Annotated in this window: 17 protein-coding genes and 5 pseudogenes; 14 read left to right on the top strand and 8 right to left on the bottom strand. The window is 68.3% G+C overall.

Translation table 11 applies throughout. From position 1 onward, the window contains the following. Positions 1-109: 109 nt before the first annotated feature. Positions 110-778: an adenylate kinase gene (locus AB0M27_RS43235; protein WP_365730977.1), complete on the bottom strand. Its 669-nt coding sequence runs from the start codon at positions 776-778 to the stop codon at positions 110-112. Positions 779-1,268: 490 nt separating this feature from the next. After that, positions 1,269-1,496 (bottom strand): annotated as a pseudogene (locus AB0M27_RS43230) (cation acetate symporter); the annotation flags it as partial. 85 nt (positions 1,497-1,581) lie between these two features. Between AB0M27_RS43230 and AB0M27_RS43225 the strand changes: the two are divergent. The 5 genes from AB0M27_RS43225 to AB0M27_RS43205 all read left to right on the top strand — a co-directional run bounded on the left by AB0M27_RS43225 (position 1,582) and on the right by AB0M27_RS43205 (position 6,109). Continuing rightward, positions 1,582-2,451, top strand: a complete 870-nt coding sequence (locus tag AB0M27_RS43225; protein ID WP_365730975.1) for an alpha/beta hydrolase — start codon at positions 1,582-1,584, stop codon at positions 2,449-2,451. Positions 2,452-2,527: 76 nt separating this feature from the next. Then, positions 2,528-3,223: a DUF427 domain-containing protein gene (locus tag AB0M27_RS43220; protein WP_365730973.1), complete on the top strand. Its 696-nt coding sequence runs from the start codon at positions 2,528-2,530 to the stop codon at positions 3,221-3,223. A gap of 89 nt (positions 3,224-3,312) precedes the next feature. Beyond that, complete coding sequence (locus AB0M27_RS43215) at positions 3,313-3,870, top strand: dihydrofolate reductase family protein (protein ID WP_365730969.1); 558 nt, start codon at positions 3,313-3,315, stop codon at positions 3,868-3,870. Between the two features lie 174 nt (positions 3,871-4,044). Continuing rightward, positions 4,045-5,277, top strand: a complete 1,233-nt coding sequence (locus tag AB0M27_RS43210; RefSeq protein WP_365730968.1) for a TerD family protein — start codon at positions 4,045-4,047, stop codon at positions 5,275-5,277. A 598-nt stretch (positions 5,278-5,875) separates the two neighbouring features. Further along, a complete protein-coding gene (locus tag AB0M27_RS43205; protein ID WP_365730966.1) occupies positions 5,876-6,109 on the top strand; it encodes a hypothetical protein in 234 nt (77 codons plus the stop codon). Here AB0M27_RS43205 and AB0M27_RS43200 read toward each other — a convergent pair. Beyond that, positions 6,098-6,277: a hypothetical protein gene (locus tag AB0M27_RS43200; RefSeq protein ID WP_365730964.1), complete on the bottom strand. Its 180-nt coding sequence runs from the start codon at positions 6,275-6,277 to the stop codon at positions 6,098-6,100. The two genes, AB0M27_RS43205 and AB0M27_RS43200, sit on opposite strands and share 12 nt — an antisense overlap. Before the next feature lie 86 nt (positions 6,278-6,363). On the opposite strand from AB0M27_RS43200, the pseudogene AB0M27_RS43195 reads away from it, so the two are divergent. Further along, positions 6,364-6,483: pseudogene (locus AB0M27_RS43195) on the top strand (IS5/IS1182 family transposase); the annotation flags it as partial. A 22-nt stretch (positions 6,484-6,505) separates the two neighbouring features. Here the strand turns inward: AB0M27_RS43195 and AB0M27_RS43190 are convergent. Then, positions 6,506-6,961 carry a nuclear transport factor 2 family protein gene (locus tag AB0M27_RS43190; protein WP_365730962.1) on the bottom strand — a complete coding sequence of 152 codons (456 nt, stop codon included), beginning with the start codon at positions 6,959-6,961 and terminating at the stop codon, positions 6,506-6,508. Positions 6,962-7,075: 114 nt separating this feature from the next. Here AB0M27_RS43190 and AB0M27_RS43185 point away from each other — a divergent pair, with 114 nt between their 5' ends. The 3 genes from AB0M27_RS43185 (at position 7,076) to AB0M27_RS43175 (ending at position 8,615) form a co-directional block, all read left to right on the top strand. After that, a complete protein-coding gene (locus tag AB0M27_RS43185; RefSeq protein WP_365730960.1) occupies positions 7,076-7,693 on the top strand; it encodes a TetR/AcrR family transcriptional regulator in 618 nt (205 codons plus the stop codon). Between the two features lie 208 nt (positions 7,694-7,901). Then, positions 7,902-8,282 (top strand): antibiotic biosynthesis monooxygenase, encoded by a 381-nt coding sequence (locus tag AB0M27_RS43180; protein WP_365730958.1) that lies wholly within the window; start codon positions 7,902-7,904, stop codon positions 8,280-8,282. 168 nt (positions 8,283-8,450) lie between these two features. Further along, positions 8,451-8,615: a hypothetical protein gene (locus AB0M27_RS43175; protein ID WP_365730956.1), complete on the top strand. Its 165-nt coding sequence runs from the start codon at positions 8,451-8,453 to the stop codon at positions 8,613-8,615. Between the two features lie 143 nt (positions 8,616-8,758). Here AB0M27_RS43175 and AB0M27_RS43170 read toward each other — a convergent pair whose 3' ends face one another. Next, positions 8,759-9,322 (bottom strand): dihydrofolate reductase family protein, encoded by a 564-nt coding sequence (locus tag AB0M27_RS43170; protein ID WP_365730954.1) that lies wholly within the window; start codon positions 9,320-9,322, stop codon positions 8,759-8,761. Between the two features lie 648 nt (positions 9,323-9,970). Beyond that, positions 9,971-10,507, bottom strand: coding sequence for a GNAT family protein (locus AB0M27_RS43165; protein WP_365730952.1), 537 nt, complete (start codon positions 10,505-10,507; stop codon positions 9,971-9,973). A 181-nt stretch (positions 10,508-10,688) separates the two neighbouring features. Between AB0M27_RS43165 and AB0M27_RS43160 the strand changes: the two genes are divergently transcribed. Beyond that, complete coding sequence (locus AB0M27_RS43160; RefSeq protein ID WP_365730949.1) at positions 10,689-11,231, top strand: DUF1707 domain-containing protein; 543 nt, start codon at positions 10,689-10,691, stop codon at positions 11,229-11,231. Positions 11,232-11,456: 225 nt separating this feature from the next. On the opposite strand, the gene AB0M27_RS43155 is transcribed toward AB0M27_RS43160, so the two are convergent. Beyond that, a complete protein-coding gene (locus tag AB0M27_RS43155) occupies positions 11,457-12,212 on the bottom strand; it encodes a DUF1963 domain-containing protein (RefSeq protein ID WP_365730947.1) in 756 nt (251 codons plus the stop codon). 177 nt (positions 12,213-12,389) lie between these two features. Between AB0M27_RS43155 and AB0M27_RS43150 the strand changes: the two are divergent. The 4 genes and pseudogenes from AB0M27_RS43150 to AB0M27_RS43135 form a co-directional block, all read left to right on the top strand. Beyond that, a pseudogene (locus AB0M27_RS43150) lies at positions 12,390-12,592 on the top strand (hypothetical protein); the annotation flags it as partial. Positions 12,593-12,803: 211 nt separating this feature from the next. Beyond that, positions 12,804-13,232, top strand: a complete 429-nt coding sequence (locus AB0M27_RS43145) for a transposase (RefSeq protein WP_365730945.1) — start codon at positions 12,804-12,806, stop codon at positions 13,230-13,232. 9 nt (positions 13,233-13,241) lie between these two features. Then, positions 13,242-13,457: pseudogene (locus AB0M27_RS43140) on the top strand (transposase); the annotation flags it as partial. A gap of 110 nt (positions 13,458-13,567) precedes the next feature. After that, positions 13,568-13,666: pseudogene (locus AB0M27_RS43135) on the top strand (integrase); the annotation flags it as partial. A 4-nt stretch (positions 13,667-13,670) separates the two neighbouring features. Here AB0M27_RS43135 and AB0M27_RS43130 read toward each other — a convergent pair. After that, a complete protein-coding gene (locus AB0M27_RS43130; RefSeq protein ID WP_365730944.1) occupies positions 13,671-14,234 on the bottom strand; it encodes a winged helix-turn-helix domain-containing protein in 564 nt (187 codons plus the stop codon). Between the last annotated feature and the right edge of the window lie 96 nt (positions 14,235-14,330).

The raw sequence follows: 14,330 nt of genomic DNA, 5'->3' as shown, positions 1-14,330 counted from the left end.
TCCTCGTCCGTCAGGACCACCTCGACCGTCGGCCGACCCATACGCGCCATGAGCCCAGCCTACTTCAATAGCGAAATAAAGACTCAGGACACTAGGTGGCTGCCCGGGCTCAGCAGGCCGAGGAGCCCGCGGTGTCCGGAGCCAGAGCGGCCAGGAGGCGTCGGGTGATGTCGCCTACGTCTCCGCAGCCGTCGACCTCGTGGAGAACACCTGCCTGGCGGTAGCGCGTGAGGAGCGGTCGCGTCAGACGTGTGTGGACCGCCAGGCGCGTGCGTGCGGTCTCCGCGGTGTCGTCGGCGCGCTGGACGAGGCGGTGCCCACAACTGTCGCACCGACCAGGGGTGCGCGGCTTCCTGGTGTCCAGGTGGTAGCTGTCTCCGCAGCCGCCGCAGGTTCGACGTCCGGTCAGGCGGCGCAGCAGCGTCCGAGCGGGAGCGTTCAGGTGGAGAACCGCGGTGAGCCGCCGCCCGTGGGCAGCCAGGGCGGTGTCGAGGGCTTCGGCCTGCGCGGGGGTGCGGGGGAACCCGTCCAGCACCACGCCCGCCGCGCAGGACGGGCCCAGGATCTGGTCCAGGGCCATCTCGGTCACCAGCTCGTCGGGGACGAGATCACCGCGCCGCATATGTGCGGCAGCGGCGGCGCCGAGCCGGGTCCCTTCCGTGACATGGCGGCGCAGCAGGTCCCCGGTGGACAGATGGGGGATGCCCAGGGCCTGCCGCAGCCGGGTCGCCTGGGTGCCCTTTCCCGCGCCGGGCGGGCCGATGAGGAGGAGGTCCATGAAGTGCCTTCCGTCGTGCGTGCCAGTGCGTCCACCGTGTTCGGCGGAGCACCGCGCGGGCAAGGACGGTCCTACCGGTGGTGGGCCGCGTACGACGAACGGTCGCCGGACCACGACGAACGGTCGGCTGGCGGGAAACGGCAACGGCCCACCCGGATCGCCTCCGCGGGCGGCAGAAGGCAGAAGGCAGAAGGCAGAAGGCGGATGGCGGATCGCGGACGGCGACACCGCTCCGGACGGGCCCCACCCGGCGGACGTCAACGCCCCCGTCGGCCCGGCTCTGCAGGCTCGGGCACGTGCATGGCCAGCATGAGGGCCTCCGCGCCGGGGGAGGCCGTCCCAGCAGGGAGGCGACGACCATGGCCGCGAAGGCCAGCAGCACCGACCAGGCGGCGGGTCGCTGGAGGAGGGCCCCGGGCCAGCCCGCGGGGGCGGCGCCGAGAGCGGATGTCACCGCGGCACCGGTGGCCGACACCCCGCCGACCACGAGTCCGGCACCGGCACCGGCCGCCGTCAGCCTCCGCCACCGGATACCGAGGAGCAGCAGGGGACAGAGCGTGGCCGCGGAGACGGCGAAGGCCCAGCCGACCACCAGGCTGATCGGCAGCGAGCGCGCCGGCAACGCCAACAGCACGCCCACCGCGGCCCCCACCACGACCGTCACCCGCAGATGGCCCCGTCTCGCCGCAAGGTCGCGTCGGCACCCCCGCTGCGGCATAACCACTAAAAGTATCTTGACAGGTTAGATGGAGCGTGCTCGACTGGATGTGTAACCACTGAATCTCGATAGAGGGGTTAGGGATATGGTTCCCGCGGTCCACCACCGCACAGCCACCGTCAACGGTCTCGAGGTCTTCTACCGGGAGGCCGGCGACCCCCAGGCACCCGCAGTCGTGCTTCTCCACGGCTTCCCGACCAGCTCGCACATGTTCCGCCACCTGATCCCGGCGCTGGCCGACCGCTACCACGTGATCGCCCCCGACCACATCGGGTTCGGCCAGTCCGCGATGCCTGCCGTGCAGGAATTCCCCTACACCTTCGACGCCCTCACCGAGATCACCTCCGGCCTGCTCCAGCGCCTGGGCATCGACCGGTTCGCGATGTACGTGCAGGACTACGGCGCCCCCATCGGCTGGCGTCTCGCCCTCCAGGCCCCGGAGCGCATCACCGCGATCATCACCCAGAACGGCAACGCCTACGAAGAGGGCTTCGTCAAGCCCTTCTGGGACGGCGTCCTCGCCTATGCCAAGGCCCCGGGACCGGAGACCGAGGCCCCCATGCGCGGCGCGCTGACCCTCGAGACCACACGCTGGCAGTACGTGAACGGAGTCGCCGACCCCAGCCTGGTCAGCCCGGACAACTGGCTACACGACCAAGCCCTGTTGGACCGTCCCGGCAACGACGAGATCCAGCTCAAGCTGTTCCGTGACTACCCCACCAATGTGGACCTCTACCCGCAGGTCCATCAGTACTTCCGCGACTCCCAGGTCCCGCTGCTGGCGGTCTGGGGCGCCGGCGACGAGATCTTCGGCCCCGCGGGCGCGGAGGCGTTCCTCCAGGACCTGCCCGATGCCGAGATCCACCTCCTCGAGTCCGGCCACTTCGCGCTGGAGAGCCACCTCGAGTCCATCGCCGAGCACATCCGCGACTTCCTCGGCCGCGTCCTCGCCTGACGCGCAGGGCGTCGGGGCGGCTGCGGCGGCCGGGGACCAACAGCCCCCTCCCGTCGCAGCCGGCAAAGGACCCGCCATGCGACACCTCGCCCCACACGTTCTCAGCTCCACCCCTCTGACCATGCGCGCCGCCCGCGACTCCGCGATGCAAGCCCTCGACAGCTGGGGCGGGTGCCGACGCGGCGACGACATCCGGGCCTGCGTCTCAGCGCCGGCCGGCCACGACGTCCAACACAAAAGCCCGGCCGGCCGCGACTACCTGATCCGCCTCATCAGGCGCCGTACCGCCTCCACGTCAACGTTCAACGCTCATGACAGCACCTGCCCGCCCCGGGCCCGCATCCCCCACGTCTCACTGACCGGGGAAACCGGGCTGGGGCCCGCGCACCGTCCCCGGCCGTCGACACCAACCACCCCTACCCGGGGTGCGGCCACCGCTCACCCCCACCCCGATTGGAGCGCGCCATGGGACTGTCCTGACGAGACCCAGCTGCGCCCCGTCGAAGGCCAGACCTTCTGCCCTTACAAGGGCCTGTGCGACTACTACGACATCGGCGACGCACGTCGCGCCGCCTGGTCGTATGCCAACGCCTACCGGGAGGTCGACCGGATCAGCGACCTGGTGTCCTTCGAAGCGGACAAGGCCGAGGTCCGTCTCGACGGCACGCGCCTGCATCTCGAGCCCGGACAGAACGTCGTCCCCCACGGCGTCGATCGCGGCCTGGACGCCGACGAGGGCAAGGCCCACTGCGTCCGACGAGCGCCCATTTGACGCCGCCGTCGACCGTCGTGCTCACCGAATCGATCGTGCACCGATGAGTTTCGGCACGCCGAGCGGTCCATTCCGGCAGGCCGAGACGAATGGAGAGTCCGATGGGCAAGGTGCTGTGGCATTTGACGATGTCATTGGACGGGTTCGCGGCTGGCCCCCATCATTCGATGGACTGGATGTCCGGGATGAAGGTCAGCCCAGGCACCCACCAGGAGTCGATCGCCGGCCTGGGTGCCGTTTTGGGTGGCCGACGTGGGTACGACGCGGTCGCTGTGCAGTTTCCCGGCCGGGCGAGCAAGCAGCCGTACGGCGGGGCGTGGAGTGGCCCGGTGTTCGTGCTGACGCACCATCCCGAGGACGCGATCCCGGATCCCGGAGTGACGTTCCTCCACTGCGATGTGGCCGAGGCGGTCGAGATCGGGCTGGCCGCCGCGGAGGGCAAGGACCTGGAGATCCACGGCCAGGACATCGCCCGGCAGTGCGTGGAACGTGGCCTGATCGACGAGTTCTACGTGCATCTGGCGCCTGTCATGCTCGGCTCCGGAGTGCGGCTGTTCGACTGCCCCGGTATCGAGCCGGTCCGCTGGGCCCGTATCCACGGCGGCCACCCGGCACAGGCCGTGGACCTGCGATATCGCCGGGCTTGACAGCCCAGCAGCGCGCTGCCCCGGAGTTTTCGGAGTCCAACTGGCGTAGGGAAGTGCTTGTTTCCGGTCCTTGCATGCGGAGTTGGCGGGGCAACCCCGGAACGGCGTGCGCCTGTGGCTGACGGAGTGGTTGAATCCGCCCCATGGGGCGTTGCGCTGTGTGAAGATCACGCCATGACCCAGATGCCCAAGGGCGGCAATCTGCCCGTACCCGCAGAAGCCCTCCAGGTGGTCGTCACCTGGGGGCACGGCCCCGGTGTGCCGGACGTAGACGTCTCCGCGCTGCTACTGGACGGGACGGGACGCGTCCGCTCCGACGCAGACTTCGTGTTCTACAACCAGCCCGCGCACTCCTCCGGCACAGTGCGCCACCTGGGCAAGAAGCAGGAGGGAGGCGCAGGGCCCACCGACCGGCTGTGGCTCGACCTGGCGGCTCTGGAGGCGGACGTCGACCGTGTCGTGGTCGCTGCCTCCGCCGATGGAGGCCCCTTCGGCCGGGTACCCGAGCTGGGCGTCCGGGTGGAGCTGCCGAGCGGACAGCCGGTCGCCTCCTTCGCGATCGGCGACGCGACGACGGAAACGGCATTTGTCTTCGGCGAGTTCTACCGCAGGAACGGCGGCTGGAAATTCCGCGCGGTGGGTCAGGGCTACGACTCGGGACTCGCCGGGCTGGCCACGGACTTCGGCATCACTGTGGAGGACGAGCCGGCACAACCGATGGGGCAGGCCCCATCGACGTACGCATCACACACGTGCACGACGGATGCCGTGCCGGTACCCATACCCATGGCCGACGCCGCGCCTGCCGTCGAGGTCGATCCGGCTGCGCAGCTGGCGGCCGAACTCGCCATGATTTTCCCACCGTTCGTCCAGCAGGGCAGGGGCAAGCAGCGCGTCACCTGCCCGCCGTCCCTCCCACCGGGCGGCCGCGTGCTCGTCGAGATCGAGTGCCGCGACAGCATTTCGGTACATGTGGATACCTGCGACGCCTATGGGCGCAGCGACCAGGACCTGCTGTCCTCCTACGAGGACGAGGTCCACGGTCGCACCGTCGCCCCCGTCCCCGAGGACCGCCCGCTGTCTCTGCTCGTCCGTGCGGACACACCCTGGACCCTGCGGGTGCTGCCGCTCGGTCACGCCCGACGGCTGACGCACCCCCTCGACGGCAGGGGGCCCGACCTGCTGGTGTATGAGGGACCGGCGGGTGTGCTGTCCTTCGCGCACGGCGGCACGAGCAACTTCGCCGTCTGGCACCACATCCGGTCGACCGATCCCGACTGGCCGCAGGACGACGAGGAACTGCTCGTCAACGAGGTCGGACACGTCGACGTGCTCGCTCCCGTCCAGATCCCGGGGCTGCTGCGCATCGAGGCCGATGGCCCGTGGCGAGTCGCAGTCGGTGGGTGAGGAGACTTCGGGGCCTGTGATCTTCTGGCCATGACGACGTCGCAGTGGTCGTCGCCTTCTTCGTCGACCGACCGGTAAGCCCGGTGCCGAGCCCCCGTGCCTCTCAGCGGCCGGGGGCTCGTTCGCAGTGGGACCGCACATGGAGTCATTCCCTCGACGGTGCCGCAACGCCCGCGGAGCGGGGGCAGCGGGCCGTACGGCCATGTGTCCGTCGGCGCTCGCGTCGCGCTGGGTTCCCAGACCGGGAACGCGGGACGTCGGGGGATATTGGGACGCTCTTGGAAGTCGGATGCTGACCTTCAAAGGGTGATGTCGTCGGAGTGTCGGGGCAGCGTTGGCGGTGGTCGACCGACTTGCGGGCGGTGTGTTGGGCCCGGTTGACCGGTGCTACGTTCGGCGTCACGACTCTGCCCGATCGCCTGTTGTTCGAGGATTGGCGCCTGGGACGTGCGCGTGAGGGGCGCCTGGTGGCTCGGGCTGACGTGCCGACGCTCTATGATCTCGCCGACGAGACTGGCTCGGTGACGTTCACCAGGAACGACGGCGGTGATCCGGTGCTGATCGTGGGGTGGGGCCGGACTGGTCGGTCACCTCGCTGATGCTCGATGCCAACTGGTATGGATACGTCATCGACGAGGTCGAGGGCCACGTGCCGATCGATCTGTGCGGGCAGACGTCAAAGTGGCCGAAGGCGGAGTTGCTGCCGCGGTCGGCGGCGTTGGCCGTGTTGATGATGGTCCCGGACCTGAAGGGGATCAGACGCGGTTTGCGAAGGCTGTCGCAGTGGCGTCACGTCGCGGAGGACACCGCACCCGATGTCTCACTGCGCTGAACCGCGGCAGAGGCCGGTGCCTGCCAGGGCGCCGCCGGTGTGCCAGGGCCGGTACGGGATCTCGCGCAAGGCCCGGCGGACCGCAGCGATCAGGTGTTCGGGGTCGAAGAAGGCGGCGTTGGCGAGGCCGCAACGGATCAGCGGCCACATGCCCTTGACCGGGTTCAACTGGTGGGCGTGGGCGGGCAGCTGGACGGCCGTCAGCCGTACGAAGAGGGTCCGCCGGGGAGCACGGCCCGTCTCCCGCGACTCCGCGCTGCATCGACAAGATCAAGGAGTGGCCGGGGCTCGCCACCCGCTGCGACAAGACCCCGACCAGCTACCTTGCCGGACTTCACCTACACGGCGTGCCCATCTGGCTCCGCAGCCTCTGATGAAGAGCTGAATCGACACACGCTAGGCCGAAGTGGCACCGCGCGCCTGCGCGCCTGCGACAAGCGCGTCGAGCTGTCCGCGGATTCGGGCGGCGGTGACATGGTCGAAATAGTCACGGGAGCTGACGATCTCGCCGTCGCGCACCCGTAGGACGAAGATGCCGGGCAGCGCGAAGGGTTCTCCGGTCTCCTCGACTGTTCCCCGGTACTCGAACTCGGCGACGATGACCTCGGGGTCGGTCGTCTCGTGGATCGTGATGTTGGTTGCCCGACGGTGCAGTTGGGGGCCGGCATCGGTCGGCCTGAAGTGTTCGCGCAGTTCGTCGCGGGTACGGAGCGCGGCAGCACGAAGTGGGTGGAACGGGTGCACGACATGGGTCTGCTCCGCATACAGATCGGGCAGCTCGCTCCAACGGCCCTCCGCGACACCGTTCACGAGCGCGAGGAAAACCTCTCGCGGGCCGAGCACTTGGGGCATGGCACCCTCCTGTCGTCTGCGCCGACGTGTAGTGGGATCGAAGTACTATCCGAAGTGCGGACTCCGATGATACGGAGTCGCGACTTCGGATAGCGGCATACGAGTGAAAGCGCGATGAGCACCCCGGACAACCGAGAGATGGGCGGCAGACGGCCGCGACGCGCTGACGCGCGAACCAACCGCGAGCGGATCCTGAACGTCGCCGAAGAGGTCTTCGGCAAGGGCGGCCAGTCTGCGTCCACCGAGGAGGTGGCCCGCCTGGCCAACGTCGGCATCGCCACGGTGTTCCGTCACTTCCCCACCAAAGCGGCGCTGCTGGAGGCCGTTCTCGTGCAGCGGTTCGATCGCCTGCGCGCGCAAGCCGAATCGCTGTCTCGCGCCACGGACCCGGGTGCGGCGTTCTTCGACTTCTTCAGCCACCTCGTCGCCGACGCAACCGGCAAAATCGCCATAGGCGAGGCCCTGCTCGAGGCCGGTGGGGGCAACGATGGCGACGCCGCTCAGGCATCGGACCGACTGCGTCAAGCCGTCGGTGCTCTGCTTCAGCATGCCCAACGCGCCGGCGCCGTACGAGATGACGTCGAACTGCCCGAGGTGTACGCCTTGCTCGCTGCCACATCACGAGCCTCCGCACACGCCCACCTCGCGGAGGAGGTACGAGACCGGATGCTCGCCATCGTCTTCGACGGCCTCGCGCCACTCCGGAAACCGCGAGCGCGGAAGAAGACCTGAACACGGCATACGCCCTGGTGCCGCATCAGCCGACGTTCGCCCTAGTGTTCCCCGTCCTTCACGCCGTTCTGTGAGCCGGGAGGCTCGAGGCCGTTTCCGGGAGCTGGAGGAAAGCTCAGACAGCTTTGGTTCAAGAGCCCGATCCCTTATGTATCCCGTTCAGGAAAGACGCTGGTTCGTTGGGCGTATCCCGCTTTACGGTGGCGCCATGAGCAATCACTCGGAAGTGCCTGTCGCGCCCGTCCAGGCCTATGAACCCCCCTACTACGTGGCTGTCTTCACTACGGTGCGAACCCAGGACCAGAGCGGCTACAGCGAGACCAACGCACGCATGGAAGACCTGGTGAAGGACGTCCCTGGGTTCCTGGGGATGGACCACGCGCAGACTCCTGGCGGGCTGGCCATCACCGTCGGGTACTTCCGCGACGCCGACGCCCTCACAGAGTGGCGGTGCAACGCCGAGCACCGCGCGGCGCAAAAGCGCGGGCAAGTCGAGTGGTACCAGAGCTACACGCTGCATGTGGCGAAAGTGGAGCGGAGTCACGGGTTCGTGCGAGCGCAGGTCCCGCAGAGCCCGACAGCAGGCTGACCGACCGAAGTCACCTCAGCCACCGTCCCGCCACAAGCTCGCATCGAACGGGTCGGCGTGTCCCTCGCGAGCCCGAACCGGCGCCGCATCAGGAACCTTTGTCCTGTTGTGACGTGACGCACCTTCCGGATCCTGGTCCGTCAAGCGCCGTCCCGTCACCCTGTCCGGGTGGCAATGAACCACATCGACGACCCGTCCGAAGACGCCATCTACATGCTGATCGACGACCTGAAGGACAGCGACAACACGTTCTTCGTCATCCAGCCCGACGAGGACGCCCCCGCTTGGTACGTCTCAGCGGCCGTCCTCGAACGGGCGAGGGCTACGAAGTAGTCCGCCGTGACACCCGTAACCGCGAGCACGATGTCACCACTGGCGACGACATCAGCGACATCGCGCACGAGATCGTCTCGTGGCTCAACGGCCGGAGCCGCCCCAGGCCAACAAACTGCGGCGGCGGCGTTCTCAGACACGGCCTAGCGCGCCACGCGGTAGCGGAGGTAGACGACTCTCGAGCTGAAGGTGCGGGTCTCGACGAGTTCGAGATCCACCCGGCGCTCTCGTTGGGGAAAGAACGGGATGCCGCCGCCGACCAGCACCGGGTAGACGATGGTCCGGTACTCGTCGATCAGACCCAATGCGGCCGCCTCGGCGGCGAGGGTCGCGCCGCCGATCGCGATGTCGCCGTCCCCCAGCTCGGTTCGCAACCGCTCGATCTCCTCCGCCAGGCCGCCGGAGGCCAAGCGGGCTCGGCCCTGCACCGCCGACAGCGTGGTGGAGAACACCACCTTGGGGAGCGGCTTCCAGAGCGCGGCCCACTCGAGCATGGAGTCGTCGAGCGATGGCTCCTGGTCGGCGGTCTCCCAGTACAGCATCGTCTCGTACAGCCGTCGTCCTAACAGGTGAACGCCGACCTGTCGAATCTCGTCGATCCAGAATCGAAAGACCTCCTCGTCGGGCGCCGTCCAGTCGAAGTCGCCGTCCGGCCCGACGATGTAGCCGTCAAGTGAGACGTTCATCGAATGGGTCACGCTGCGCATCAGAAGTCCTCCTCGCCAACGGGTTCGACAGCACGACCGCCGGACGCCGCAGGACTCATCGCGGCTCGCGGGTTCCCCTCGGCCAAGGCGGTTCCTTCCGGGCCTGGCCGTCCCGGGGTGCCCCGGAGGCGTGCTGGTGAGTCCGGCAGATCGTGGAGTCGACGTGCACCGCCCACACGATGCGACCGCGCGCGATGGCTCGCGCCTGGAACTTGGCGAGCAGTCCTCCCCATACTCCCAGGCGCTGACGGCGGCGGACCAGTTTGTAGTCCGTGTGCCAGGGCCCAGAGCAGGTCGGGAGATCCCGCCACGGAGCCCAGGCCGCACTCGCCACCGGATTCCGTCGATCAGCATCCGCTTCGACCTGGACGGCCTGCCCGTCGTCGCTGCGGTCGGCAGAAGCGGCTCCGGCACGTCCTATTGACCATCTGACAGATCTCCCCGCCCCACACGTCATCTCGAAGGGCGGCGACCTTCCAAAACACGGCCCAGTAGTGCTTCGTCAGGTTCCTCAACTGATCGCCAGAACACTGCACACCGGCTGCCCGGCGGGGCTGCGGGACAGCTCGGGCAGGTGCTCGACGGGGGCGCCTGACGAGGATCCAGCTCAGGAACTGAAGGCGCGTCAGGTCGATCACCGTCTTGTGTTCACCTCGGTTCGCCGCTGGACCGCTCCGCGCGGAGCATGGAGAAGATGACCTGATCGTGCCACCGGCCGCCGCGCCACTGAGCGGAGCGCAGCACGCCCTCCCTGACGAAGCCGGCCTTCTCCAACGCACGCTGCTCGGCGAGGTTGGCGCAGTCCGTCCAGGCTTGGAGTCGTTCGGCCCTGGTGTGGTCGAAGAGGTACTCGGCCAGCAGTCGCTGGGCCTGGGTGCCTATGCCGCGGCCGTGCGCGGCGGACACCAGGCCGATCGCCAGGGTCCAGCAGGTGGAGGTGGCGGGCCGCCCCCAGGTGCTGGCGAACCACTCGACCCGGCCCACCGTCCGGCCCGCCTCCGCGACGGAGAGCACGCCGCCGTCGGGGCCGAGCAGGCCGGTCTCCGCGAACCGCCGGCGCAGGCCGGCCGGTGAACCGAAGCCGAACCACTGGTACTGGCCGGTCCCCTCCGGCCCGTTGAACTCGCGCTCGAACAGGTCGAGATCGTCGGCGGTCACCGGGCGAAGAGCGATCTCATCGGACATGGCACGACTCCTGATCCTCTCGACCACAGGGTTCGACCTCGTGTGGCCGGCGTGGTCAACGGCGTCTGACTCTTCCACACATCAAGCCGCGCCCCGGCAGGATGCCCGGCGGCGCGCGCCCGGAAAGATCCGCCGGAAGGCCCGGCACGTCGACTTCATCAGCGCGCACTAGAGTGAAACGGTGACCTCTCCGCAGGAGAACCCCTTGCCACGGCTCAGCGAAGACGACCGCGAGACGGCCGTGCGGCGCCTGCAGAAGGCCTATGCCGAGGAGCGCATCTCACACGAGGAGATGGACGAACGTCTCGGCCAGGTCCTCACCGCCAAGACGCACAACGAGCTCGCATCCGCTCTGGCCTCGCTCCCGGTGGAGGATCCGGACACCACGTCAACGATCGTCGCCGCCAGCGGACGGATCCAGCGCCGCGGCGCATGGCGGGTGCCTCGGATCCTCAAGGTCGAGTCCGCATACGGACGGGTGCGCCTGGATCTGACCCGGGCTGTCATCGAGCATCCGGTCGTCGACATCCAGTTGCAACTCGGCACCGGTGGGGCCAGGATCACGGTGCCTCGCGATGCGATCGTTGATGTCGAGGGTCTGCGCACTGGGTGGAAGGACCTGCGCTACAAGACCCCGCGGCGTTCCCGCCCCGGCGCGCCGAAAATCAGAATCTCCGGGACGATGGGATTCGGGCGGTTGAAGATCCGCCATTCGCGGCGTTGAGGCTGTGTCGGGGCCACCCCCGCAAGGTGCAGACGGCCCGTCAACCCGATCCCGTTGAACGGGCAGATGACGTCCCGGATTCACGTTCCGACGCCCGGAGGGCCGACTCCGCGCCAGCTCAACGTCCCTGCCTGCGCGAGCTTGCTGCCGCGCATAGGCACTCCGACCGCCCGCGAGAATGCGGCGTTTGTTGGCATGGAGTAGACGATGCATGCCTGCGAAGGACTATGCGACCTCGTAGGATCGGCGGACATTGCTGAGGTTCCCGGCTCGCAGGTCTTCGTCGCGGATCCAGAAGGAGACGTTGACGATCTCGCCCCAGGCAGTGCTGGCTTCCGCCTCCATCTGGAGCAGCGGCCGATGCCCCTTCGGCTGGGGAGTGCCGCTGGTGTCGCACCAGCCGAGCAGACGGTGACGCGGCGTCGGCAGGAGGCCGGACAGCGCTTCGGCAAGGTTGATCAAGGCAATGACATCGCCACCAACTGCCTGATCGGCTTGCGCATCTGCCCAGGTTGGCACCGACGGCAGCGTGAAGGCCTCCAGCGGCAGGGCCGGCATGACGGGGCTGTTGCCTTCATGCCGCAGTCCGCCGGATCCGGCCACGACATGCACGACGCGGCAGCCGTCATCGCCGAGATCGAAGCTGAACTCCGCCGCGAATTCATCGTCGTGGAAGAAGAGCAGGTGTCCATCCGCAGGGAGCGTCCAGTCCTCGCCGAGCAGTCGTGCCGCCTGGCCGCAGTCCAGCTGAGCCAGCAGCACCATCGGCTGCCCGTGATAGTGGGGCCATTCGAACGATTCGGTGGTTCGGGGTACGCCCCCGATCAGGCTACCCGAGTCAGGGAGGTCTGTTCGGACGGCGAACCCTACAGATGGCATGATCAGGGGAAGGAAGCGTTCAGCTGCCCCCACTCCCAACTGGGCACGGATGATCTCTTCTATCGCGACCCGCTCGCCGCACTCACGGCCCTCACGCTCCATGAACGCAGAATCTTTCACCGCGCTCTGACACGGCCCCTTCCGGCGGTTGAACCGCCGCGGAGTGATCACCTACATCCGTGACCAGCTTCGCCGCCGTCTGCGTGTTGGCCTGGGACGAGGCCCGTATCCCTGCACGCTGATCGTCGACTCGCGGTCGGTCAAGGGCGCGTCCACGACCGGCCCTGGGAGAAGCCGACAGAGCCGAACAAGCTCACGCCCGCCCGGGTCCGCAGGAGATTCACCAACCGGCGCGCAAAGGCCGGCTCTCCAACCGATGCACCGAAGCCTCAAGTACCGGGCCGGGCAGACCACCGGGCTCGAGAACCACCGACCGGCTGCCCGCCACTATGCGGTTCGCGTCCCCTGAATCTCCAGCCTGAGCGACCTCGACCTCGCGCTTCGTTCCCACGCACCACGGGTCGTGAGCAGCGCCATGACCTGGCTCAAGCGTCTCGATCAAGACGCTTGCTGAACTCCGTACGTCGTGTGCCTTGATGCTGATCAACAGCTTGATCTGCGCCGATAGATCATCAACGGCAGATAACCACCGGTCCGTCCTGAGGAGCCGTATCTCAACCGATATTGGAACGTGTGGGATCGAACGGAGTTCCTGGTCGGGTGATCTTCCGGCGGTACGCGCATGAAAAGGGGGCGGAGGACCGGCCGTTGTTGCAAGTGCCGGCCTGGCCGCAGGGCAAAGGCGGGCAGCCCGAGGGCTATTGCCATCGCCGGATGCTGGATACGATCCGCTATCTGGTCGCGGGCGGGATCTCGTGGCGGGCGCTACCCGCGGACTTCCCCGGCTGGGGCCGGGTCTACGCCTTTTTCCGCCGCTGGCGCGAGCACGGGCTGATCGCCGAGTTCCACGACCGGCTGCGAGGGAAGGTCCGTGAACGCGAGGGCCGCGAGGCCGAGCCCACGGCGGGGATCATCGACGCGCAGTCGGTGCGGGCCGCCGCGACAGTGCCGGCCGCCTCACGCGGCTACGACGGCGGGAAGAAGAAGGTGCCGGGCCGCTAACGGCACATCGTGACCGACACGCTCGGTCTGCTCCTGGTCATCTGCGTCACCGCCGCGAAGATCGGCGACCGGGACGCCGCGGCGGGCCTGCTGACCAGGCTGCGCCGCCTGCACCGCGACATCACCCTCGTCTGGGCCGACGGCGGCTACACCGGCCACCTCGTCGGCTGGTGCCGGGACAAGCTCGCTCTGACCCTGGAGATCGTCAAGCGCACCGACGACATGAAAGGGTTCGTGGTGCTGCCGAGGCGGTGGGTGGCAGAGCGCACGTTCGCGTGGGGCGAAGAAGAACAAGGTCGAGCTGTGCTTCACCCCGACCACGCCGCCTGGGCCAACGCCATCGACTCCTGGCCGCCCAGCGCAAAGAACGCGCCCGCATCCGCAGCGGGAAGGGCATCCGCTGGGGCGGCCGACCTCTCCACGCCGCGGCCTGAGCAGTCATGAAGTCAGTCCGGGGCCCGCAGAGGCTCTCGCTGAGTAGACGTCATGTCCATGCGCGGGGGCAGGGGATTTGCGGTACATGGCGACGAGAAGGCCGTAGCTGGGCTGGTCGGGCCCGTCGTCGATGGCGCTCTCGGCGATCTCCGTCAGCGCCGCGGTCAGTCTCGCGGCCTGTTCGGGCGTCAGGCGCAGGTGCCGCAGGATCATCAGTGGGTCTTCGGCAGCTGTGAGTTCGTCGGCGAAGCCAGCGAACGCTGCCTTGGTAGAGCCGCCAGTAGGGTCGTCGATGTCCATCCGCAGCGCGGTGCGCCGGTAGTACTGCTCGGTGCCCCCGCGTACCTGCCGGGTCTCGACGACGCGGACAAGGCCTGCCTCGCGCAGGATTTTCAGGTGGTGCCCGATGCTGCCCTTCGCCACGCCGAGCGCGGCGGCGAGCTGGCTGGTGGTTGCGGACTGCCGGGCGAGGGAGAACAGCAGGCGCTGTCGCAAGGGATGCCCCAGCGCCTTGTGCTGCTCGGGCGTGGAGACGCGCATCGACGGATCTTGAGCGGTTTCGGCCATGCCCGAACCTCGCGAGACGGTCCTCATGGGTGACGCGGACGACCGTCACGCTGCCGTCCGCCACCATCGCCAACACACGATTCAGGCCGGGCCGGT

It is taken from the genome of Streptomyces sp. NPDC052107 (assembly GCF_040680215.1).
Classification (GTDB): Bacteria; Actinomycetota; Actinomycetes; order Streptomycetales; family Streptomycetaceae; genus Streptomyces.
The sequence above is the reverse complement of the archived record's forward strand: the minus strand, read 5'-3'. Positions and strand labels throughout refer to the sequence as shown.